This is a genomic window from Oligoflexus tunisiensis, assembly GCF_001748245.1.
Lineage (GTDB): Bacteria > Bdellovibrionota_B > Oligoflexia > Oligoflexales > Oligoflexaceae > Oligoflexus > Oligoflexus tunisiensis.
In genome coordinates, this window is the sequence record NZ_BDFO01000001.1 from 5,808,195 (window position 1) to 5,829,777 (window position 21,583).

16 protein-coding genes are annotated in these 21,583 nt (G+C 55.8%); 5 read left to right on the forward strand and 11 right to left on the reverse strand.

Annotated features, from left to right (window positions below):
- Positions 1 to 79: 79 nt before the first annotated feature.
- Positions 80 to 2,095: a GumC domain-containing protein gene (locus OLTU_RS23980; protein WP_141735281.1), complete on the forward strand. Its 2,016-nt coding sequence runs from the start codon at positions 80 to 82 to the stop codon at positions 2,093 to 2,095.
- 3 nt (positions 2,096 to 2,098) lie between these two features.
- Here the strand turns inward: OLTU_RS23980 and OLTU_RS23985 are convergent, their stop codons facing one another.
- The 6 genes from OLTU_RS23985 to OLTU_RS24010 are packed head-to-tail and all read right to left on the reverse strand — an operon-like array spanning position 2,099 to position 8,220.
- A complete protein-coding gene (locus OLTU_RS23985; protein WP_141735282.1) occupies positions 2,099 to 2,293 on the reverse strand; it encodes a hypothetical protein in 195 nt (64 codons plus the stop codon).
- The gene (locus OLTU_RS23990; RefSeq protein ID WP_141735283.1) at positions 2,287 to 3,759 is read right to left on the reverse strand and encodes an O-antigen ligase family protein; all 1,473 of its coding nucleotides are present in this window, start codon (positions 3,757 to 3,759) and stop codon (positions 2,287 to 2,289) included. The genes OLTU_RS23985 and OLTU_RS23990 overlap by 7 nt, the downstream gene beginning before the upstream one ends.
- A 10-nt stretch (positions 3,760 to 3,769) precedes the next feature.
- Entirely contained in the window at positions 3,770 to 5,266 is a 1,497-nt protein-coding gene (locus OLTU_RS23995; RefSeq protein ID WP_141735284.1) for a hypothetical protein, read from the reverse strand.
- Positions 5,247 to 5,852, reverse strand: coding sequence for a polysaccharide biosynthesis/export family protein (locus OLTU_RS24000; protein ID WP_141735285.1), 606 nt, complete (start codon positions 5,850 to 5,852; stop codon positions 5,247 to 5,249). The genes OLTU_RS23995 and OLTU_RS24000 overlap by 20 nt, the downstream gene beginning before the upstream one ends.
- A complete protein-coding gene (locus OLTU_RS24005) occupies positions 5,849 to 7,408 on the reverse strand; it encodes a hypothetical protein (RefSeq protein WP_141735286.1) in 1,560 nt (519 codons plus the stop codon). Before OLTU_RS24005 ends, OLTU_RS24000 begins: the two co-directional genes overlap by 4 nt.
- An 11-nt stretch (positions 7,409 to 7,419) precedes the next feature.
- Complete coding sequence (locus OLTU_RS24010) at positions 7,420 to 8,220, reverse strand: polysaccharide deacetylase family protein (protein ID WP_141735287.1); 801 nt, start codon at positions 8,218 to 8,220, stop codon at positions 7,420 to 7,422.
- Positions 8,221 to 8,414: 194 nt separating this feature from the next.
- Here OLTU_RS24010 and OLTU_RS24015 point away from each other — a divergent pair, with 194 nt between their 5' ends.
- Positions 8,415 to 9,302, forward strand: coding sequence for a carboxypeptidase-like regulatory domain-containing protein (locus tag OLTU_RS24015; RefSeq protein WP_141735288.1), 888 nt, complete (start codon positions 8,415 to 8,417; stop codon positions 9,300 to 9,302).
- Here the strand turns inward: OLTU_RS24015 and OLTU_RS24020 are convergent, their stop codons facing one another.
- Both OLTU_RS24020 and OLTU_RS24025 read right to left on the reverse strand, forming a co-directional pair.
- Positions 9,303 to 12,494: a putative LPS assembly protein LptD gene (locus OLTU_RS24020; protein WP_141735289.1), complete on the reverse strand. Its 3,192-nt coding sequence runs from the start codon at positions 12,492 to 12,494 to the stop codon at positions 9,303 to 9,305.
- Positions 12,466 to 13,845 carry a bifunctional folylpolyglutamate synthase/dihydrofolate synthase gene (locus OLTU_RS24025; RefSeq protein ID WP_141735290.1) on the reverse strand — a complete coding sequence of 460 codons (1,380 nt, stop codon included), beginning with the start codon at positions 13,843 to 13,845 and terminating at the stop codon, positions 12,466 to 12,468. The genes OLTU_RS24020 and OLTU_RS24025 overlap by 29 nt, the downstream gene beginning before the upstream one ends.
- A gap of 257 nt (positions 13,846 to 14,102) precedes the next feature.
- On the opposite strand from OLTU_RS24025, the gene OLTU_RS24030 reads away from it, so the two are divergent.
- Complete coding sequence (locus OLTU_RS24030; RefSeq protein WP_141735291.1) at positions 14,103 to 14,474, forward strand: hypothetical protein; 372 nt, start codon at positions 14,103 to 14,105, stop codon at positions 14,472 to 14,474.
- Positions 14,475 to 14,665: 191 nt separating this feature from the next.
- Here the strand turns inward: OLTU_RS24030 and secD are convergent, their stop codons facing one another.
- Together secD and OLTU_RS32470 are read right to left on the reverse strand one after the other, a co-directional pair.
- Positions 14,666 to 17,434 (reverse strand): protein translocase subunit SecD, encoded by a 2,769-nt coding sequence (gene secD, locus OLTU_RS24035; protein WP_141735292.1) that lies wholly within the window; start codon positions 17,432 to 17,434, stop codon positions 14,666 to 14,668.
- Positions 17,435 to 17,580: 146 nt separating this feature from the next.
- Positions 17,581 to 17,748 (reverse strand): hypothetical protein, encoded by a 168-nt coding sequence (locus OLTU_RS32470; protein ID WP_218110231.1) that lies wholly within the window; start codon positions 17,746 to 17,748, stop codon positions 17,581 to 17,583.
- A gap of 25 nt (positions 17,749 to 17,773) precedes the next feature.
- Here OLTU_RS32470 and OLTU_RS24040 point away from each other — a divergent pair, with 25 nt between their 5' ends.
- Both OLTU_RS24040 and OLTU_RS24045 read left to right on the forward strand, forming a co-directional pair.
- The gene (locus OLTU_RS24040) at positions 17,774 to 18,808 is read left to right on the forward strand and encodes a hypothetical protein (RefSeq protein ID WP_141735293.1); all 1,035 of its coding nucleotides are present in this window, start codon (positions 17,774 to 17,776) and stop codon (positions 18,806 to 18,808) included.
- 212 nt (positions 18,809 to 19,020) lie between these two features.
- Positions 19,021 to 19,752 carry a ferredoxin--NADP reductase gene (locus tag OLTU_RS24045; protein ID WP_176736912.1) on the forward strand — a complete coding sequence of 244 codons (732 nt, stop codon included), beginning with the start codon at positions 19,021 to 19,023 and terminating at the stop codon, positions 19,750 to 19,752.
- 71 nt (positions 19,753 to 19,823) lie between these two features.
- Here OLTU_RS24045 and OLTU_RS24050 read toward each other — a convergent pair whose 3' ends face one another.
- A complete protein-coding gene (locus OLTU_RS24050; protein WP_176736913.1) occupies positions 19,824 to 21,581 on the reverse strand; it encodes a mechanosensitive ion channel family protein in 1,758 nt (585 codons plus the stop codon).
- Positions 21,582 to 21,583 lie beyond the last annotated feature (2 nt).

A 21,583-nucleotide genomic window follows, 5' to 3' on the forward strand; every position in this document is an offset into this window, starting at 1 on the left:
TCTGCCGTCTGCAATCCCCACGCAACACCCTATAATGGGATGAGATGGATTGTATCAACTTCTGGTGACAGGGTTTTGCATGCGTCGCTCCACCGATAAGAATCCGGAGACCGTGGCCACCGATGCCGTACGCTGGCCTTCTGTCAGTTTTTTGTTGGGCGGTTTGAAACGGCAGTTTCTATTTGCCAGCATTCTGACCATTCCGGTTTTCTTTCTGGTGATCTTTGGTCTCAGCCGTTTCCCTCTGGAATATACCTCCAGCATCGCCGTGATCTTCGATACCGCGGAAAGCACGGAGGCTGGCGATAACCTGGCCGTTGTCGTCAATCGCATCTCGAGTGCCTTCGAGTCCCGGTTCAGCGATCCGCATTTTTTCAAGCGCGTCCTGCAGCGCCTGCCGAAAGACACCACAACGATGCTGCCGCGCAGTGAGTCCCCCATCAAAAAGTTTCTGCAAAATATCCTGCCGCTCAATCTTCAGCCGGCATCCTGGGCTCTGACCCCCGAGGAGCAGGATCATTTGGCCCGTGTTGAGGAATTGAAAAACAGCCTGGAGCCCAGCATCGCGGTGGGTCAGTATACCTTGAACCTGGCCGCGTCGGCTCCCGATCCGACGGATGCCCACAACATGGTCAGCGCGGCCATGGCCCAATTTATTGCCGATGATCTGGCCCAAAGACGCGAGCAGGCTCTGGCCAAAATCGATGAACTCCGTGCCCTGGAAGCCAATGTCCTGAAAGAAAAGGAAACCGCAGCGGATCTCAGTCAGAATCCCAATGGCCCGCCGAGCATTCCCACCACGGAAGCTGAGCGTCGCATCATTAAGAACAAGGAACAGGTCCTCGTTCGCGAGATCCTCCTGAAGATCGCCGATTTCGAACGCGCCCAGTCCTCACAGGAGAGCAAACTGCTGCTGCTCAGTGACGATATGAATAACCTGCTATCCCGCAAAGGCGTCACGCATCCGGACGTCATTCAAAAGCAAAGAGAAATTGAAAAGCTGAAGGCCGAGCCAGTGGATGCTCCCATCCAGGCGGAACTCAATCGTCTCAAATCCCAGCTTTTTGCCCTGCAAAGGGATATGAAGGCCCGGGGCCTGCCCATCGACCGAAGCGTGCAAATCGCCAGCTTCCCCGATGATGTCCAACGCGTCCTGACCGATCTCACCACGCAGATTCGCACGCTGGAAAATATGGCCAATGAGCTGGCAGACGATATCGAAAAGCCACTCGATAGCCGCCGCTTTACCATCGTCCGTGATCCGGAAGTGCCGTCCAGTCCCTCGAATAAAAAGCAGCTGGGTCTGGCCGCCGGTGTGGGCCTCATGCTCTGCCTGCTGACCTTTGGCATGACCATTCTGATTCGCGAAATGAATCAGCCCCATGTGGTGGCGTCCGAGCAAATGGATCGTCTCTATGGAGTGCATCCCACAGCGGAAGTCAAACCTTCCTGGCTCCGTCATCATCCCGTCTTCGACACCGAGCAAATCCGCGAACTGCGCCCCCAGCTGGGTCAGCTCGTCAGCAAAAGACGCCCGGAATTGATGCTGCTCGACTCTTACCGGCACATCGGCCAGCTCGTGGATCAGATGCAGGAGCATCAGGTGACGGTCGTCTTCGACACCGGAGCTGAAAATCATCCCGATAACCTCGCGGCAAACCTAACCAAGGTTCTGACTGTGGACAGCGGACGTCGGGCCCTCTTTTTAAGCTTTCGGGGCCGGGACAGCCACAGCGAGGAAAACAGCGCGGACCTGATGGAATTTCTGGCCGGCAAAGCGGAATGGAAGAATGTGCGGCTCAAAGGTTCGGCGGATGGCAGTCACGATACCGCCTATGCCCGCGATCCCCTGGAATCGCTGGGAGCCTTCAAGGAGGACATCGTCCAAAGACTGTTCAAAAGTCTGCGGGAAAAATATCAGGTGATCGTGGTCGAAGCCTTTCCACCGGCTTTCAATTCGGAAAACGGCATTCTGCATTCCCTGTCCGACGCGGTCGTTCTGCAGATCCGCCTCGGCGAAACCCGACACGAGGATATGCAGCGCCTGCTCCAGTTCATGGATCGCCGCAAGATCGCAGCTGCGCTGATCAGTTGATCGTCAGGGTACGACTGGATCCGGTACGATCACCTGGGGCACGAAAGAAAAGAAGAGGCCCCAGATGATATAGAAAAAGACGAGATAAACGAAGACCCAGCCGAGCCGCGACATGCGGACAAAATCCAGACGCCGGCCGAACAGCACGCCCAGCACCATCACATGCACCACAAACATCAGAGCCAGACGGGTTAGCATACGATGTTCTCCCTCTTCCGCATCTGATAAATCCGATAGCAGCCGCCCAGAAAAAGCCCGCCGAGCAGCTGATTCTTGTGAACGGTCAGACCGATATCACCGAAGACATAGCTAAAGAGCTGCATAAAATAAAAGAGACAGAATAAGCCTATATATCGATAGCCGACCATATCCTCATCATAAATCAAACGTCCCGCCAGACCAAACATCAGAAGAAAGATCAGGCTCACACCGGCTATGGTCAGAGGCCCACCGTAACACCACGCTGACAGGAGGGCGTTGTGGGGAATCATCTTGTACCGGGGATATTTGCTGGCCACCGATGGCATCGGATAAAACTCTTCAAACTCCTTGCCATATCCCATGCCCGTCAGCGGTGACTGGGACACTTCCCGCAGCATATTCGCATTTTCCAGATCCCGATAGCTCGGTCCGAACTGCCCCGTTTCCGTACCAAAGGAACGATAAAGAGCCCCCACACCCACCGGCAGTGGCCAGGTCACCAGCGTCAGTCCGCCGAAGACCAGCGAGGACGTGATGATCAGGCGGCCGTGACGCTTCATAAAGGATTTTGGCAGGAAAAAAGGCAGCGCGACCAGAGCGAAGGGAATGCCGACATAGGACGTCCGCCTATCATTCAGCGCATAAACAAACAGGGTGACCAGAAACCCCACAACGCTGGCTGCCTTGGCCAGAAATTCGGGACGGCGCCAGGCATATTGCAAAAGATGCAGCATGGCCACCACCTGATAGGCTGAAAAATAATGCTCATAGAGATATTCCGCTTCTGCCAGTGCCCCGCGATTGGTGAGCCAGATGAAGATCGCCTGAAGGGATTTGACAACAATGAGCATGGTGAGCCAGAAGAATATCTTGCGAAAAAACTCTTCATCCCGCATGACGACAAAACCAATAAAGGTCCAAAGCGGCAGAAGATAAAACAAGCGAATTTGGATCAAGGCTGTGCCCAGTTCCCCGCCCGTTCCGATGCCGAAAAGCACACCCACGATCGCGGTGGTGAGCACGAGCGAGGCCACCAGCAGCAGGGGCAAAAGACCAAAACGCAGCCAGGCCTGCTTTTCCTCACGTTTTGTAATGATCAGACAGAGCAGGGCGAAACCGATGGCAAACACCTCAATTCCGGCCAGACCAAACGAATGAAAGAGGATATAGCCGAGTTCCTCGGTGATGGATGTCACTGTATTCCAAGGTTCCTGGGCTCTGTCATCGGTAAAAAAGGCAAGAATGAAAAAGGCCAGAAAAATAATCTGATCCGATCGCGATCCCAGTCGCGGCAGAATAATCCAGGCCGCCACGGCCAGGACGGGCAGAGGGCTGAAGGGCAGCAGGCTTTCCTGAAGGAACATGCCAAGGCTCAGCGCCAGCGCGATGATGAAGACCAGCATGTCCACCCAGAGGGCGTGGCCTTTGGACTTGAAATGTATCGAATGCTTGCCGGGATTCATTCCGAACTCCCTAAAAATTCCCCAATTGTCCGAGGCTCACCAGGAGCGTCAAACGATCAGCCGTGACCGCGACGATCTCTTCCTGCAAATTTTCATAGCTGACATCCAGTCGATAGAAGGTGCGACCCCCAAGCGGGCGCAGGCCGCCGGTCAGCGTTTCCTGCCAGCCGATCCGGGCCTCCGCAAAGAAACGATCGACGGTCACAGGCGGCAGATCGGTATCGAAGCGACTGGAGCGACCACCCAGCTGCATACTGAGCTGCCCCCGTCGCGTGATATCAAAGGTCTGATTGAAATTCATTTCCATGTAATCGGCATCGCTCTCGGCAAATTGCTGTTCACTCTGCACCAGGGAAAGGGTCATATTATAGCGCCCGCGGGCATAGGCCCACTGCACCTGACCGGTCACCGTATAGCGCTGCTCGTCGGTGAGCACCACATTCTGATCGGTGAAGACGCGATAGGCTGTGGTCAGATCAATCTGCCGACTGAACCCCAAAACAAAGGAATTCCGGGCATCCCGCTGGTAAGTTAAATTCGCTTCGCCAAAGATCTGCCCATCGCTCGCGTCATTGCCACTTTCCCGCAAGGCCCGGGCGAAAACGGTGGCACTCCAGGCCGCGCGTGGTGTGTAGACAAAACCCAGCTCCGGCCCACTGAGGCGGCGCTCGGAGCCATCGCTTCCCAGGGATCGCAGGTCCTGCCAGCCCACGCTTCCGTTCAGGCGGCCCAGCAGGGGAAACAGCAGACGCGCTTGAATATCCAGGACGTCCTGTCCGGCCTGCAGATTCTGGCCGTCCACATCATTGTAAAGCTGCAGTCCGGTCTGGCTCACGCTCGCCTGCAGACGCGCATTGACCCAACGCTTGTCCAGCTGCACTCCCCAGCTTTCGAGCGTATTATCGTTTTGTTCCTCACCGTTGACGCTGCCACGCGACTGCTGCTGACTGCCTTCCAGCGTCAGATCCATGGTTTTGGACAACGCGATCGTATCCGCCAGATTCAGGGTGGTCCCCCAGCGGCTGGTGACACCTTCGATTCTCGTCAGTGTGAGTGCGTTCGAGAGAATGAATTGATCTTCCAGATTGGCAAAGCTTGTGGAGCCGTAATAGAGACTGCCGCCGGCATTCAACCCGATACTGAAACGGTGCCGACCGATACTGCGTTCCCAGATGGTCTGACCGTCAACCACCAGAAAGCGATCGAGCCTATCGCCCAGCCCCAGGGTCCAGTTCAGACCAGCGACATGGCTGCGTTCAGGCCCGGAACGGTTGAGCTGCACGGTGCCGTTATCCACAGCGTAAAGGGTATGGGTCGTTCCACCCGGACTGGACGTTTGCCCGCCGAGCCACAGACCATCGGCATGCTGCCAGCTGCCTTCGGATGCGCCTGGTGCCTGAGCACGCAGCAGACCGGGAAACAGCGCCAGCCCGAGGAGCAGCGCTTTATTCCACGTGGATAACAACTCTGATCCGGGAGGCGGACGCTTATTCCACGTAGATAACATCGCCACTTTCCAATGTGATGTTATCGATGTATTTTTCTCCGGTCAGGATATCCTCGTAGCGCAGGGAAAAGCGGCGAACCTTGTTATTCCCGACCTGACGAATCAGGACGATGCGGCCGGTGGCAAAGGCCGTGGGTCCACCCGCCAGAGTCATGGCCTGCAGGAAGGTGGTTTCACTGGTCAGCGGCACCATTCCAATGCGATTGATTTCCCCGGCAAAATACACGGAAAAGCTGCGAACACCGAGCAGCGAGGCCGTGACTCTCGGGTTTTTCACCATTCCATTCAAGGCACTTTCCAGCCGTTTCGTCAGCTGCGACACGGTCAGGCCCACGACATTCATGGGCGGGATCAAAGGAAACGTTAAGATACCAGCCGGCGAAATAATATAACGCTTGCTCAGATTCTCCTCGCCATAGACCACGATATCGATTTCATCGTTCGGCCCAATGGTGAATCCGCCCTGACGCGTGAAGGTCTTGCTCGCCTGCAGCTGGGAAATATCCTCAGCCGGGATGTGAAAGGTGCAGCCCTCGACACCGATCAGGACCAAGAGCAGAATCAGACGATGCATCATCGTTTTCATTGAGCCATCTCCTTGGATGCCGAGCCATGCCCCGCCCCCGTCAGCGCCACGCCCAGGACCACATGACTTTCCTGTTCATCCTCATGGTCGAAAGGATTTCTTTCGACATATTCGCGTTCACCTTCGACAAAGACATACCAGGATCTTTGCACAAAGTATTTGGCTTCAAGCCGCAGCGCCGCGCCCAGAAGCTTTGTATAGCTTTCGGGATCCTGATAATAACTGCGACTGATCGTCAGGAGCCGTGCATCGCCGGACACATGCCAGTACTGGCCGTCGCCATAGGCCGCACGCAACCCAACGCCGGCCTTCCACTCGCGCGGATAGGTGGCGAAATCAGCAGCGGGCTTCGGATGATCCACAAATTCCACGGGAATGAAAAAGCCGATGCCATGTTCCGTGTCCTCGGTCACCAGCTGCCCCAGGCGCAGCTCGGCCTGGTAGGTGGCAAAGGGCGCTTCATGGCCGTCGCGTTCTAGAGCTGCGGTCAGGACCAGGCGTTTCCAAAGACTGAGTCCGACCTTGGCGGTATCGCGCATCAGGCCCTGCTCGGAGACGACCAGAGGCTTTTCCACAAGCGCCACCGCTTCACGCCGAAGGCCCAGACCGAGGGAACTTTCCCCGAAGCGAATGAAGTTATCCAGGCGGCCCATTCCATTCTGATCACCTGCCGAAAAATATCCGACTTCGGTGAGAAGGCTCCAATTGCTCGTGACGCGGAACGTATAACCGAGCTGCACCGAAGCTTCCTTCTGCCGCTCAGGGTCCAGGGGATGACTGAGCTCGTGAGCCCCGACATTGACGTGCAAAGGACCATGATAGTCCACCTCCAGCGCCCGACGCCGGTAGCCACGCAGGTCCACAAAATCCTTGGCCGCCACGATCAGCCAGGCTTCACGATCCAGATGATCGGGGCTGCCGGGTTTGCGATGACCAAATCCTTCCAGAAGGGTTTCCGCGCGCTCCACCGATTGCCGCAGATAAGGGCTCAAATCATAGCGTTTCATGGCCGCGATGCGCAAAAGAGCGGCTTCGTGATCGCCACTCCAGATCAGAGCATAGAGTCTTTCGATTTCCGAGGATTCAATGTTCTCCTGCAGCGAGATCAGCTGCTGATAGATGGCGAGGCCGTCCTTGTACTGCTCAAAGCGGATCAGGTTGCGGGCCAGCACCAGCATGGCATAAGGATCATCCGCATATTCGCGTTGACCAATACGAATGCGATTCGCAAGTCCACTGTAGTCACCCTGCCAGGCGCGATAGAGCACCTCCACTTTTTCCGAGCCCGAACCGGACTTTGGGATGGCGCGCCCGAGATCCTTGATGGCGGCCGCATTGTTTCGCATGCCATGGACAAAGCTGAGCCAGTAAACGGCAGCCTGACGATAATCATCACGGGGACAGGCCAGCATCTGTTTGCCAAGCGGCTCGGCCTGGGCACTGAGGCTCTGCGCTTCCGCGAGGAATTGGCCAAAGGTCGGGGCATCGCAGGCAGCCTGAGCACGCGCGGCCGCGAATCCCAGGGACAGAATGATAAGACGGATGCGACTTCGCAAAGGCTCACTCCTTATTCGTAATCATCGCAGGAGGATCCACCAGCCACCTGATCGAGCGAGCTACCCGCTTCCGCAAGCGTGGCCCGCAGTTCCGGGATCTGGTCCAGGCGCACAAACGAGAATCCAAAGGCCGTCAGATCCGGCACCAGCGTGGCGAGCAGTTCAAGACTGCGGGCATCCTCATCATGAAAGGGAATGATACCTTTCTGCACGCGAACGATTTCGGTGAAGTACTGCTGGGCGCAGGCGCTGACACTGAGGTCGTTTTCCCAGCAGGTTTTGTCATCCATAAAGGTTTCGCTCGGCACGGTGTCCGCCGCGATTGGTCCGACGTATTTGCCGAGACCGTTATGATTCAAAAGGTCAGCGAGTTCCTGATTGAAGGCTCCTTCCGGAGCATGGAAGAGAAACATATCACCGGTCACAGCTGGAGTAATCAGAGCATCCGTCTTGCGGAGTTCGACGATAGGTTCATGGGAATGGGTCAGCGGGGTAAAGGTAAATCCTCCATTGCCGACGAGATGTCCCTGTTCCCACAGGTGATCCAGCGTCCCCCCGTGCTCTTCGATGGCGGATCCCCGCACGAAAAAGCTCGCAAAGAGGCCCTGCTGCTCCAGAAAATCACCGATATCCGCGGTGGTATCCGAGGGCCCACGCAGAAACATCAGCGCGAGTGTATTGGCAGGCAGGCCGACTCCAGTCCATGGCTCTGCTCGCAGATTTTTCGCCGTCAAATCACAGCTGCTGCCCTTTTTCACCAGCCCACAGCCGGCCAAAGCCAGACTGAGAGTAGCGATGGCGAGTCCTTTCATGCGACTGCTCCCTTGGGACTGTCAAAATTTTTGTCAGTTGGTCTTGGCTATCAGTGTAGCAGAAGCCCTCCAAGCCATACAAATCATTTGTAAATTGCCGAACTTAGGCCGCAACCCCGGGCTGGTCAGGACCTTGCATTTTCTGAAGGGCCACGTGTCTTTCGATGTGCCTGTTTTCTGGGAGTGGAGTTGTTATGATGAAGTGGTGGTTTCTTTTCAGCCTTTGGCTGGTCACCGGCTGCCTGCCGCAGCCGGACAGTGAAGTGACGAAAGCTCAACCGGAGCTGGTGGTTCAGGGTCGTGCAATGCCGGGCCTTGCGACTTTAAGCGGAAACATAGGCGTCTATATCGAACAGGATCGCATGCCTGAGGCCATCACCCGTGAGGATGGCAGCTTTGCCTTCAGTCTTGATGGCGAACGTCTGGAGGCCTTGCGTCTGCAATATGGATTGCAGGATCCTCGTTTGCACCTCTATTTTGTGAGTGAAAGCGGTTTTGCCGAATCCGCGGTGCTCGATGTTCTGAATATACAATCGCGTGGCGTGATGGATCTCGGTGATGTCGTGCTGCAACCCGATACGACGGTGAACGGTCGCGTGGTTGCCTCGGGAGCACCGGTCGCGGACGCCCGTGTGCGCCTGGGCCGCCAGGAGGTTTTCACCGCCGTCGATGGCACCTTCAGTGCCACGGTTCCGGCGCAACTGTCCACACCGCTTCTCGTGGAAAAACGGGGCTTTGTCCAGACCAAAGGCACCTGGCTGCCCGGCGGTCAGGCGCGTGATGTGGAACTTTACAATGATCTGACACCAGCTGGTTCCATCGAGGCCCTGCCGGTTCCCAGGATACTCGGTAATGAGCCGATTTCATTAAGTTATTCAGCCAATGGCGCCGCCCGCTGGATTCGTTTTGCCGGCAGCCCCGAGGCCTTGACGGAAGCCTACAATCCCGAGGCCCCATGGCAGGATCTGCGCCAGCCGCTGCAGATCATGGGTGCTGAGGAAATTTATTATCAGTTTGCTGACCGTGATCGGAAGATACTGGGACCTGTCCAAAGCTATACGCTGACCGTGGCCCAGGAATAATCACAGGTTTTCCTCTTCGACTCCAAGCTGCCGCTTGATGCCGGGTGAGATATCCGCATTGCGACGATTGCCCAGGAATATGACCGCCAGCTGCACGATGTAGTTGGCGTTTTCCTCGTTCTGATTCAAATCCTTTTCCCGCACAAAACGCAGGCCCCAGCAGCCGGTCTGACTATCATAGGCAATCTGATAGGATGTTCCATACAGAGCCTTTTCATCTTCCACCTGTCGGCGGATGAGGTTGGCACCCAGACTGATGTAAGGAATCAGCGTGGAACTCAGACCCGCGTTGGTGGTCTTGATCGTTTTAAAGAAGACCTTGTCCTGGGCCACGTCGAGTTCCGCATTTTTTTCGAGCACATAATTGGCCGCGAGGGTCGTGGACAGCACAGTCGGCAAACCCAACCCGTAACTCAGTGAAGTGCTCGCGTTCTTATAGATGTTATAGGTCGAGGTCGTCGTTAGGGTGACTCCACGCCAGTTGATCATCAGGCTGGAATAAGGGCCCAGCCAGGACTCGGGAAGATTGTAATAGTTCACCTTCCCGGCTCGAATGCTGGCGGCCTGGGCCGGATCATTGACCGATACCGCCTGCTGCTCCAGCTCCTCGTTGCGCTTGATTTGTTCCTGCCGCAATTTTTCCTGCTGATAGTCAAAGCTCATGCTGACAGAAAAATTCACCGGCTCGGACGCATTGACATCCGACACCAGATAACGATTGATAAGCCAGTCAACGCCACCATCCGGGCGATCGCGGAACATGGCACCGGCACTGGAAACCGGTTGATCCTTCACCGACATGAGTTCGCGCAGGGCCTGCTTTTGGATATCACGGACGGCATTTTTCGTCTGCGCGCTTTCATCCGGTGGCAACTGCCCTGGCACGGTTTCCAGAACGCGATCGAAAACCTGCCAACGATGGCTCGTGCTCAGCGTCACCCTTTGATGCGGGATCATCATATCCTCATCATGGACATCGCGATCCTCGGCGCTGAAGGTTTTGCGCTCCGATGGGAAATAGACGAGAGGAGCCCCGTTGGAATCGACAAACTCACCATAAGGTCCGTCGCGCACCACACTCGGTCGCATGGAAAGGCTGAGTCCCCAGTTCATGATGTGCTTGACATAACTCTGGCCCTCCGCATCCTTCGGCCTCCGAATCCAGGCCGGCAAGGGTCCAATCCCGTCGATGGGCAGATTCAGGGCTATCCCCGTGCGCCAGCTGCGGATGGTGCTGTTACTCTCGGGCAAGCCTTCGTGCGAGATCACCCGCACTTCCCCTTCGGTGAATTGATCCACGCGCACGATGCTGTCGCTCGTCAGCGGTGTGGTCAGAAGCATGGCCATGCGATTCCATTGACCATCACCCAGGGAGAGTTCGGACCCGGCGGGAGCGAGGTTCGACACCAGATTGGTTTTTTTGGAATCGAAGTGGTCAATCGCAATGGTTTTGCCCTGAACCTCGGCATAGATCGGCACCTTGAGCCAATGGGCGGGCAGCAGACGGAAGAGTCGGGTCTGTAAATTCAGATAGGCCGGCATCTGTTGACCCGCATAGCGTTCCGTGGACCATGCGTTATCGCCGATGGAACCGCCAAGACCCAGATAAAAATCGCGTCCATCAAAATCCACCCGCGCCTTGGACGTGGAAAAGGCATTGGCATTGGCCTGTGCGGCAAAGGCGGTGACGATGTCCTCGGGCAGATAAAGATCCTCGATGTACCGATGGTCCGAGGTAACCTTGCCGGCGGAAACGATCGACAGCCTCGGGGCCAGGAAATAGCGCCCCTGCCATTCCTCCTTGCCGCGCCAGGTATTGCCCGGTGGCGTCAGGTTATCCACGATTTGCTTTTCGCAGGTCGCGCGCTCATCCGGAGTGAATTCAGGGTTGGCGCAATACGGTTGTTCCTCGAGGTGATACTTGAGCAGACCATAACGCTCGCTCTGCAGCTGCAGCCAGGACGTATCGCGAATAATCTCGGATTGAAAGCGAAAGCCGGAATTTTTGCGAGCTTCGTAGCGGGCTTCGAGGCCCACGCGGGTGCCGCGCTTTTGAAAAAGATCGGTCGTGAGGGTCACGTCCGCATTCGGGCCGAGATCGAGAAACACCGGCTGGGTGTAAACGAAACCGTTCTTCTGCTGACCCGTTTGAAAATTCGGCATCAGAAAACCGGATTGCCTTCGGGTTTTCAGAGGGAGCTTGAGATAGGGCAAATAAAGGATGGGAATGCCCTTGATGGTCAGCACCGGATGATGCAGATCCACATAGCCTTCCTGCTGCGCATCGATGCGATCCGCCTGAAATCCCCAGGCTGGCGTTTCATCCTCTTCGCAGCGGCAAGGCGTAAAGGAACCGCGATCGACGCGATACAGATTGCCGTCACGCCTTTGCAGATTCTCACCTTCCAGACGGAAATAATAGTTCTCCGGCAAAGGCGTCGACGTTGCTTCGGCCCGGGATTTTTTCCAGTAGGTGCGGCGCCGCTCCAAACGCCGCCGCCGCTCGGGATCCCGATCCGCGAGCATGGGCGGAGGCGACTCCCGGGTGAAATGTTCGCGTTCCAAAAGCCTCGCATAGGCGGCGACCTGGTCCTGGCTGGGTTCGGGCGCGGGTGAGGTCCCGAATTCCTTTTTCAGGGCCGCCTTTTCCTGTTCAATTTCCTTGAGCCGTTTTTCACGCGCGGCATCATAGGCCAGTTCCCGCGGCGTCTGCCCAAGGATTCTGCGGCTGACCTCCTCGACCTTGGTCGTATCATTGGCCGTAAGCATGGCTTCACTGATGGTGAAATCACCGGTTTTCCACTGCATTTCAATGCGGGTGCCGGTGAAAACCTGGTTTTGATGCAGAAGCACGACGTGGCCTTCCGCCACCAGCGTGGTTTTCGTGTAATCGACCTGAATCTTATCGGCAGTGATGACGTTGCCGCCGCCGATCAGCACGACATCCCCTTCAAAGAGGTAACGCTTGCCATCCTTGTCAAGACCGATGGTACGGGTGTCATAAAGAAAGGAATAATCGGGATCCACTTCCAACGGATCCAAAGCAGGTTCCGGTTCTTCGGCCCCTCCGATCTCCGCCGTCGGTCGCGTCTGCGCGAAAGCCAGTCCGGAGAAAGGACTGCTGCAAAAGATTGTCAAAAGCAAGGACCAAAGAAAAGGCCCCTTACCAATCACCAGAGAGACATCGTTCAAGGCTGATTCCATCCTTAGGCGCGCTATCAAAATGCTGAAGGATTCGCCCCACAGCCAGAACAGATCCACAAACCGCCCAGGGCGCCTCATTCGGGTTCCAACGAACCAGGGCCTCGTTCCAGGCTTCCTGAAAACTCGCATAAAACGGCAGATCGCGATGCCGGGCCTCGAGAAGCTCAGGCTGCCAGGCGCGTTCATGCTCGATTCCAAACAGGATGACAGGATGCAGGCGCGAACGCAAGACATCCAGAATCCGATTCATATCCTTGTCTTTCAAGATGCATACCAGAGCCGGCATGGGTCCGACAAGGCCGCGACTGGCGAGTCCAGTCAGAAAAGCCTGGGCTCCATCAGGATTGTGGGCGACATCGAGGATAAGCCGCACCGCACCGTGCGCGGTGGGAATGCGCAGCCTTTGACTGCGTCCATAGAGGGTCACAGGAGCGGGAGCCTGGCCTTCACAAAGAAGCGGCCAGATTTCCGTCAAGGGCTTCCAGAGCCCTGCGGTTTGCGTCACCTGCAGGTAATGATACATCGCGGCCGCAAGGGCCAGATTGCGTCGCAGGAAAAGTGGAATGGGGGTCAGGGCACCTTGAAGGGGCAATGAGCAAAGGGGAAGGTTCGGCAGATTCAGAGCGATGGTATCGCTGCCCGGGTCATATCCAAAGTCACGGTCCGCTTCAAAGAGAGGAACATGCTGACTTTCGGTTTTCTGCAGAAGTTGCTCGCGATAACCGGGAACCTGACAGACCTCGCCGCCGTTGCCCCAGAAGAGGGGACGTCCGGGACGCATGACGCCGAGCTTTTCATCGAGGATGCCGAGTAAATCGGAACCGAGAAACTCCTGATGATCTTTTGAAACGCTGACCACACAGGAAATCAGAGGATCGCTCACATTGGTCGCATCCCAACGGCCGCCAAGGCCCACTTCGAGCACTTGGAATTCGGCAGCCTTCGCCTGAAAAAGTTGAAAGGCCAGCAGCGTGGTGATTTCAAAAAACGACAGCTCTTCATAGAGATCAGGCGGCAGTTCCTTTTGCAGCTCACGCCAGACATCAGCCAGCATCGCGTCGTCACACGGCGTTAAACTCAGCTGGCAGCGTTCTGAGAAAGCAGCGAGATGCGGCGAGCTGAAGAGCCCGACATTGCGATGGTTGAGAGCAAAGAGATACCAGAGGAAACCGCTGGTGCTTCCTTTACCGTTGGTGCCACTGATCAAAGCCGCGGGGATGGCTGCGGCAGGTCTCTTTAAAAATTCGTAACTGCGTTCAATCCGTTGCAAACCCGGTTTTATATGGGTGGATCGCTTCGCAAAGAGCGCATCAAAATCCACGGTTTCATCCTCAGTCACGCTGGCCTAAGAATCGAATTATCTTAACAAAGAACCGCTTTTTCGGGCAGGCCTAAAAGCATTTTTCCCAGAAATTACAAATATTTTCCCGTTGCAGAGCCAGAAAGCATGACCTAAGATGTCCCTAACCCCATGAAAAAATAATGGTTGATGGCGGAGACAACTGGCCACTGAGGGAGCTTTTTTGTCAAAAAGCTCGGCACCTCGGGGCACGGGAACCTTGCGCGTCGACTGCCTTGCCAGGAAAGGTGGCCCTAATGCTTTGTAAGCGTTGTCCTCACTTGGTTCGTCACGGACAGTATGTTCCCGAGAACGGCCAGATCGAATTCAAGAATCTCTGCGGTCTGGTCATGAAAAAACACATGGCTCCCGAACCGGTCATCGAGGATCCCAAAGCCAAAGGCCCCAAAAAGGTCGGAGCCCGCAAGGTTCCTAAAAAAGGCGAACTCGAGCCCAACATGGAATGCGTGAATTTCCCGTTTCCCAATGTGTTCGATTACATCGACTGCAGCGTTTATCAGGAGACCTTCAAGTCGACGACACGGAAAAACGATGTGATTCCCACCAAGGATTTCCAATACTCCGACGTATTGTCCGGTAACTCCATAACGGATATGGAGCTGCTGTAAAAGGGCCGCCTTAAAAATTCATGGTGGAAAAAACAAGGGGGCTTTCAGCCCCCTTTTTGCGTCTCGTGCTTGCGAAAAGGCGGCTGTCGCAAAACCGCCAGCCTGGCAACAGCGGGCGGCTCTTCATGCAACCGCCAGCCTGCTCTCAACTGCAGGCGGCTCGTCACGCAAACCGCCAGCCTGCTGTCTACTCAACCGCGCGCGGCCTCATTGCTCGCGCTGGCTGTCACCTTGATTGGCCTATTCTTTTTCCACTGCTCAAAGAACAGGATGCCGGTCGTCGCCACAAAGGTCGAACTGATCGTCGCCGCGACGATACCGATCACCATCGCAATCGCGAAGTTCAGGATATTCGACGTACCAAACACCAGAATACCGAGCAATGACACCATGGTGGTGATCGAGGTGTTGATCGAACGGCTCAATGTTTCATTCAGAGAAATGTTGACGTTCTCGAGCAGAGAGCGTCGCGCGTGACCCTGAATGTTCTCGCGAATCCTGTCATAAATAACGATAACGTCGTTCACCGAGTAACCAATGACGGTCAGCACACCGGCCACAGCTGTCAGGTCAAAGGCCCTTTGGAAGAAGATGTAGAACACCAGCACGGCGGACACATCAAAGACCATCTTCAAAATCGCGCCGGGAACAAATCGGCTGTCGAAGCGCAGGGCCACATACAGCACGATACCCAAAACCGCCCAGAATACCGAATAAATTCCCTGCTGGCGGAGTTCCTTGCCGATCGCTGGACCGACATATTCCACGCGCTGAACATCCGGCTGATAATCCGCGAGTTTCGTCATCAGTGTCTGGCGCATCGTACGCGCCTGTTCCGTATTTGCCGCAGCCGTTGCTGCCGCGGTACTATCCCCCGCGCCGTCTGCAGCGGTAATGTTGCTGCCTTCGAAGCGAGCGGACCACTGCGTTTTATCATTGCCCACTTCCTGCAGCTGGACATCCTCCACGCCAGCGGCCGTGAGGGCTTCGCGTACCACCTTGCCTTCCACCGGCTTGCCAAAGACGACATCAATCTGCGTACCACCGGTGAAATCAACCGCCCAGTTAAACCCAAGCGTCTGACTGCCGACCAGGACGGCCAGCACCAATGCGATACCAAAACCTGTCACAGCCTTGCCGTACTTCATAAAGTCGACCTGACGACGGGGCGCTTGCGCCTGCTTCTGAGCGCGGGCCCAGCCCAGCCAGTTCTTGATCTGCTGCTCGCTTTTGGCCCTTCCGATCAGAATCTTGAAGAACGTATGCGTCACAGTCAGAGCCGTGAAGAGCGACACCAAAAGACCCAGGATCAGGGAGATGGCAAAGCCTTTCACAGGACCCGAGGAACTGGTTTCCAACATGACAAAAGCGGCCACCAAGGTTGTCACGTTTGCATCGATAATGGTCCAGAATACTTTTGTGAAGGCGTTATCCACCGCTTTTTGCGGCGGACGACCATCCCGCAACTCGTCGATGATACGTTCGTTGATCAAAACGTTGGCATCCACGGCCATACCGAGCGTCAGGATAAAGCCGGCGAATCCAGGCAGGGTCAGCGAGAATCCAAACGCGGCCATGAGCATCAGCAGCAGGATACCGTTCAGAACCAGCGCTAAACAGGAAAGAGCACCAGGAATCCGGTAGTATCCCGTGATGAAAACGAGCACAAAGACCAGACCAACGAGAACCGACATCACACCCTGGTTCGCCAGTTCAGGCCCGAGGGTCGCACCCACCTGACGTTCTTCCAGAATCGTGATCGGCGCGGGAAGAGCACCGGAGCGCAGAATCAGAGCCAGCTGATTGGCCTGCTCCTGCTTGACGTTAAACGCCTCACCGGAGCCCAAGGTGATCTGAGCGCTGCCGCCCGAAATTTTACTTTGAATCACAGGATCCGAGACAATCACATCGTCGAGAACGATCGCCATACGCCGGCCGATATTGCCGCCCGTGATATCCGCAAAGCGCTTGCCGCCGGTCGGAGTGAATTTCATCGAAACCACAGGATCATTGGTCAGAGAGTTGGGATCGTAGGTCACGCTTGCATCGAGGACATCTTCACCCGAAAGTTCGGTGGCGGCTTTCAAAACCTGGCCTGTGTAACGAACTTTTTTACCACCGGCGAGAACGGTTTCTTCAAAGAGCAGCTCGCGACCCTCCGGCACCAAAGGCTGGGCCAGCTGGATCAGCTGTTGTTTGTCTTCGCCCACGATGGCCATGGCCCCGCTATTGCCCCGGCGTTCCAGGGTCACACCGGGAGGCAGTTTACCTTCGAGGGCGCTGAAACCACGGAATTCCTCGTCCACGAGTTTGAATTTGAGCTGCGCGGTGCGACCCAGGAGTTCCTTGGCCTTGTCCGGATCCTTGAAACCAGGGAGCTGCACCATGATCGATTTATCAGCACGACGGTTGATGGAAGGCTCGGAAACGCCCCATTTGTCGATACGGGACCGCACGACTTTTTCCGCCTGCTCAAGCGAACCATCACGGATGCGTTTCAGCTCATTGTCGTCGTATTTGAGATCGAGGGTCTGTCCTTCACCACCGACGCGCTCAAGACCTGTATATTGCTCACGCAGACTGGCCCGAAATTCGTTGGGATCCACGCCGTCTTCCAGGACAATCCGCAGCGTCTGCTGGCCTTTAATTGCATAGGCTTCCTTGACCTTTGGCTTGTCCTCGTTCGCCCAGCGCTCCACCTCGGTACCGATCCGGCTGAGGCGGTTGTCGATGGCGGCTTCCGTATCGACACCCAGAACGAGTTGCACACCGCCTTGAAGGTCAAGACCCAGCTTGATGTGTTTCTTCGGCAGCCAGGTGGGAATAGCCTTTTCGAGTTCCGCAGGATCATTCCGCTTTTCCTTGGGTAAGGAGAAGTAAATGAAAGTCGGCGAAATGTAGTAGAGCGCTCCTAGCGTGATCAGCAGGATGGCTATGGCGCGGAATCGCAGGGACTTCATGGGGGCTCCATTCCTTCTATTAAAGCAGACTACACCGCATCATGGGTGATCGTTACAGATACCTTGACTCGTCGCAAGTGTCAGCCGTTTTTTTGGTAGCGATTCAGCGTGGATGCGCAGCCCAAACAAACGCTAATACGACGCAGTCACCTTCCTGTTTCTGCAGCTGTCACCTGATGCTCACAACTGTGCTGCATCAAGTCTGTCAAAACGATATTTTGCTGTCCACGCAAAAACCTCATTTTATTGAGCCTCAAGCCCTTGAAAGCTTTTGCTTGGGTGGCATGGGTTTCGCTCCAGACTTCGTGCTTCACATCCACGATTCGGAGGACTCACTTCATGCTCTCGATCCGAAAGTTTTTGGCTCTCACTGGTCTCCTCGCCCTGCTTCCCGCCTGCGCCGTCCACCTGGATGACACACCTGAGGATGAGGAAAAGGTTCACTATGAGTACGGAACCTGGGAATCCAGCCCGAATTCCTCAACCTATGAGTATGTCGAATGCACATCTTCTGGCCAAAACTCCCGCCTCTGTGGTTACCGTCCTGGCACCGCTGGCTCGCCGAGCCGTCCCGATTACAGCTGGCAAAGCAACTGTCGCGGCCGCGACTGCCAGATACTGAACGTTTTTGCGCATTACGCCTTGCAGGAAAATTTGGGAACGAACCGGATACTGGTCATCGAGGCCTTTGAAAATGCTCAATTCAGTGGTTCGCCGGCCGCCAACATTCACATCGCAGGTTTTGATGCCAGCCGCCCCAACTCCAGTGATCTCGAGGAAATGTACCTGGCGCCGGGGGAATATTATTTCCGCGCCTATTTTACGACGGACGACACGCAGCCCACGCCTTATCCCATGGACGGCATGATTCTGGTCGGGGATGCCCCTGTTGGGGTCTACGGGGCTCTGTCGGGAGCCAAAAGGGTAATGGTGTCTCCGGAGCAGAGACCCGAAGTGATCAACATCTATATTAATCAGCTCTTTAAAAAACCCGGCAGCGAGCCGGATACCAACGCGCGCATTCGCATGCGTCTGAATGTTTCGCCCGAGGATTATATCCCAGCCAACCGGGATGTGCGGATTTTCCTGCTGAAAACGCCGGATATCGAATCAACCCCGCTCTATAATTTGAGCTTCAGCAGCAATCTTCTTTTGGTTCATGGACAGGAATACACCGCTGAATATTTGACGCCTAGCCTGGACGTGGCTTCCTACTATGTCTTCGCCTTCCTGGACGAAAACAGCAACGGTTACTACGACTCTGTGGAATTGGGGGCCTTTTACCTCGAGAATAAGGAGGTTTCGAGCTTCCCGGTCGAGCGTGATCGGACCCGCAGTTTGCAGCTCACCCTGCAGACGCATCCGGACCGTTGAAGTTTTGCGAGCTTCCGGCCCTGGGACCTTCGGGTTCCGGGGCTCTTTTTTTTCGTCCCCTACCACAAGGAAATCCATCGTCCGGCCGGCCCTGAGCGCCCTTGCCCCACCCTGCAAAATTGTTTATAGTCCCCACGTCTCTGTGATATATGCCCCGAATAAAGGACAAGCCGATGCAAGAGAGTGCTGCCCCTCGCCGAAAGAAAGGCTGGATGAATCTGAAAGTAACCGAGGTTATCGACGAAACCTGGGATACGAAAACCTTTCTGATGGAAGATGCTGACGAGGGCTCCTGTCCCTTCGATTATATTGCCGGTCAGTATCTGACCTTTCGGTTTGATGGCATCAGCGAACGACCTGTTGCGCGTTCCTATACGATGAGCAGTTCCCCGAATCAGGCGGGTTTTGCCGCAGTCACCGTGAAGCGTGTGGACGGTGGCCTCGTCAGTAATTATTTCTGTGACCAGGTTTTTCCCGGAGCCATCCTGAAAGCCCGCGGTCCCATCGGTCGTTTCACCTGGGATCCCGCCCGCTGCCGTCAGCAGCTCGTGATGGTTGGTGCCGGCAGTGGCGTAACGCCCTTCGTGAGTATCCTGCGTGCCTACGCGAATACTCTCGGTCAGCCCGGTTCACCCGAGAAAATGACCCTGCTCGTCGCGTATCGTTCGAAACAGGATCTGATCTGCTGGAAGGATCTGGACGCTCTGCAAAAAATCCCCGGCATTCGTGTTTTCACGACCCTCACGCGCGAGGACGCCCGGGATGAAGGCTTTCTGCACGGTCGCCCTGATGAAGCGATGCTGGAAGGCGTCTGCGAAAATACCTATGAGGACGCCACCTACATGACCTGCGGACCGGATGCGTTGATGAAACTGGTCGTCGAATTCCTTCAGAAAAAAGGCGTTCCCGACCAGCATATTATGCTGGAATCCTTTGGGGAGTAAGGCCCCTCCGGCCTTCCGTTATCCCCCAACCTCCGTCATCCCCCAACCTCCGTCATCCCCCGCAGCGGGGATCAACCGCTGCGATTGTCCAAATCCTTCTTCACCTTCCCAAAACCCAGCACATCGGTCCGTGGTTCGATCCATTCCTGCGGATAGAACGGCATCGGCAGTCCTCCTGAATTTTCGAGCTGCCGCAGCTTCTCCTCCGCCTCGGCCTGTCGCTGGCGCATCAGCTGATCATCCCGCAAGAGTTGCAAGGGAGCGCCCTGGAAGCCAAATCCGGCTCCGCATTCTTCCACGAGGCGCACGATCCGGATATTCAGATCTTCAATCACGGCCAGACATTCATTCCAATCCGTACTGCGGATGTAAGCAAAAAACTCAAGCTCAAACCCATAGGGGACAATCTTCACAAAGCGAACACGCGCCGGATCATTCAACACCATCGGATGACCCACCAGCATTTCCTTCATCTTGACCAAAAGATAACGCAGCTGATCCGCCGACGTATCCGCCCGCAGGACCAACGTGCTGGTCCACCGCAGCTTGTCACGTTTCTCAAAGTTTTCGAGCTTCATCAGTGAAAATTCCGCATTGGGAATCGTCACGACCGTCCGATCCAAAGTCCGGATACGCGTCGAGCGCAGACCAATATCTTCGACCGTTCCCAATAAATCCCCAAAGCGACCAAAGTCGCCGACCCGCACGGGCTGATCCAGCGCGACCGAAATCCCACCAAAGAGGTTCTCAATTGTTTTCTGTCCCGCCAGTGCGATAGCCAAACCACCGACACCAAGACCGGCGACGATCGCGGTGACATTCAAGCCCAAATCCCGAAGGAGGAATATGATGCCGATGACCACCACAATGGTTTTCAAACCTTTCTGTGCCGGCGGCAGCATGGCCGCTGCTCCCGGCCGCCCTTGCCGCTCAAAGGACATCCGCGTCATGGCTATCGAGGCTTCAATCAAACGCAGGGCCAGGAAGATCAGCGCAAAGGTGAAAAAGATTTTGATCCCATTCTGAATCGTTTGCCTGACCGCCAGGGTCAGATCCACCCAATCAAGCGCGAGACGAATCACTCCAAGCCCTGTCAGCACCCGCAGCGAAGGCAGAAACCCCTTGAGCAGCTCATCCGGCAGATAGATCTTGAAACGCCGACTGCCAAAATTCATTGTTTTGATCAACACCAGGGCCAGAATGTGCGAAATCAAGGCGGCCGCCAGGACCGTCCCAACCAGAAACAGCCACTGCCAGGCCTTGATCCCACCCAACTGATACTTGACCAGCACCGGCGGGATCCTGGACTCCATATCCGACTGTTCCATTTTCTCAGCCAGGTCGGGGATCCGTTCGATAAAATCCGGAGAAAAGCGCCAGACCTTGCTTTCGCCCTCCTGCACGTGCACCAGCTTCACTGGGGTCGAAGAGCCATCCACGATCACCTGACCGATGATTTCGATCTCAGGAGGTTGATTATCATTCTGATAGCCGTCAGGCTCGATGGAAATATCCGCGGGGTCCACGCGCCCCCGCTTGTTGAGCACCTCGAAGAGCTGCCGCGTGGTGCGATGCTTTCGCTCATTCCCCCAGCGTTTGGGGAATTCCATATAGGCGAAGGCCCCTTCCACATCCTCCCGTTTCATGACATTCAGAAACTGACGGAACATGATACGCGGGGATTCGACATTCTCCCGATTTTCCGTTTTCTGCGTGGCCGCATCCTGAGCATAGAGCTTGCCGACCTGGGCCTGTCCTGCGACAGGAGAAAACGAGACCAGAAGCAGCGAAGACGCGATAAGAGACACCAGACGAGAGAGCTTCAGCATGA

Bases quoted from the DNA above. Each gene is read 5' to 3' on its own strand.
- OLTU_RS23990 (WP_141735283.1), bottom strand. From the start codon at position 3,759: ATGAATCCCGGCAAGCATTCGATACATTTCAAGTCCAAAGGCCACGCC.
- OLTU_RS24000 (WP_141735285.1), bottom strand. From the start codon at position 5,852: ATGAAAACGATGATGCATCGTCTGATTCTGCTCTTGGTCCTGATCGGT.
- OLTU_RS23985 (WP_141735282.1), bottom strand. From the start codon at position 2,293: ATGCTAACCCGTCTGGCTCTGATGTTTGTGGTGCATGTGATGGTGCTG.
- secD (WP_141735292.1), bottom strand. From the start codon at position 17,434: ATGAAGTCCCTGCGATTCCGCGCCATAGCCATCCTGCTGATCACGCTA.
- OLTU_RS23995 (WP_141735284.1), bottom strand. From the start codon at position 5,266: ATGTTATCTACGTGGAATAAGCGTCCGCCTCCCGGATCAGAGTTGTTA.
- OLTU_RS24040 (WP_141735293.1), top strand. From the start codon at position 17,774: ATGCTCTCGATCCGAAAGTTTTTGGCTCTCACTGGTCTCCTCGCCCTG.
- OLTU_RS24015 (WP_141735288.1), top strand. From the start codon at position 8,415: ATGATGAAGTGGTGGTTTCTTTTCAGCCTTTGGCTGGTCACCGGCTGC.
- OLTU_RS24045 (WP_176736912.1), top strand. From the start codon at position 19,021: ATGAATCTGAAAGTAACCGAGGTTATCGACGAAACCTGGGATACGAAA.
- OLTU_RS23980 (WP_141735281.1), top strand. From the start codon at position 80: ATGCGTCGCTCCACCGATAAGAATCCGGAGACCGTGGCCACCGATGCC.
- OLTU_RS24050 (WP_176736913.1), bottom strand. From the start codon at position 21,581: ATGCTGAAGCTCTCTCGTCTGGTGTCTCTTATCGCGTCTTCGCTGCTT.
- OLTU_RS24010 (WP_141735287.1), bottom strand. From the start codon at position 8,220: ATGAAAGGACTCGCCATCGCTACTCTCAGTCTGGCTTTGGCCGGCTGT.
- OLTU_RS24030 (WP_141735291.1), top strand. From the start codon at position 14,103: ATGCTTTGTAAGCGTTGTCCTCACTTGGTTCGTCACGGACAGTATGTT.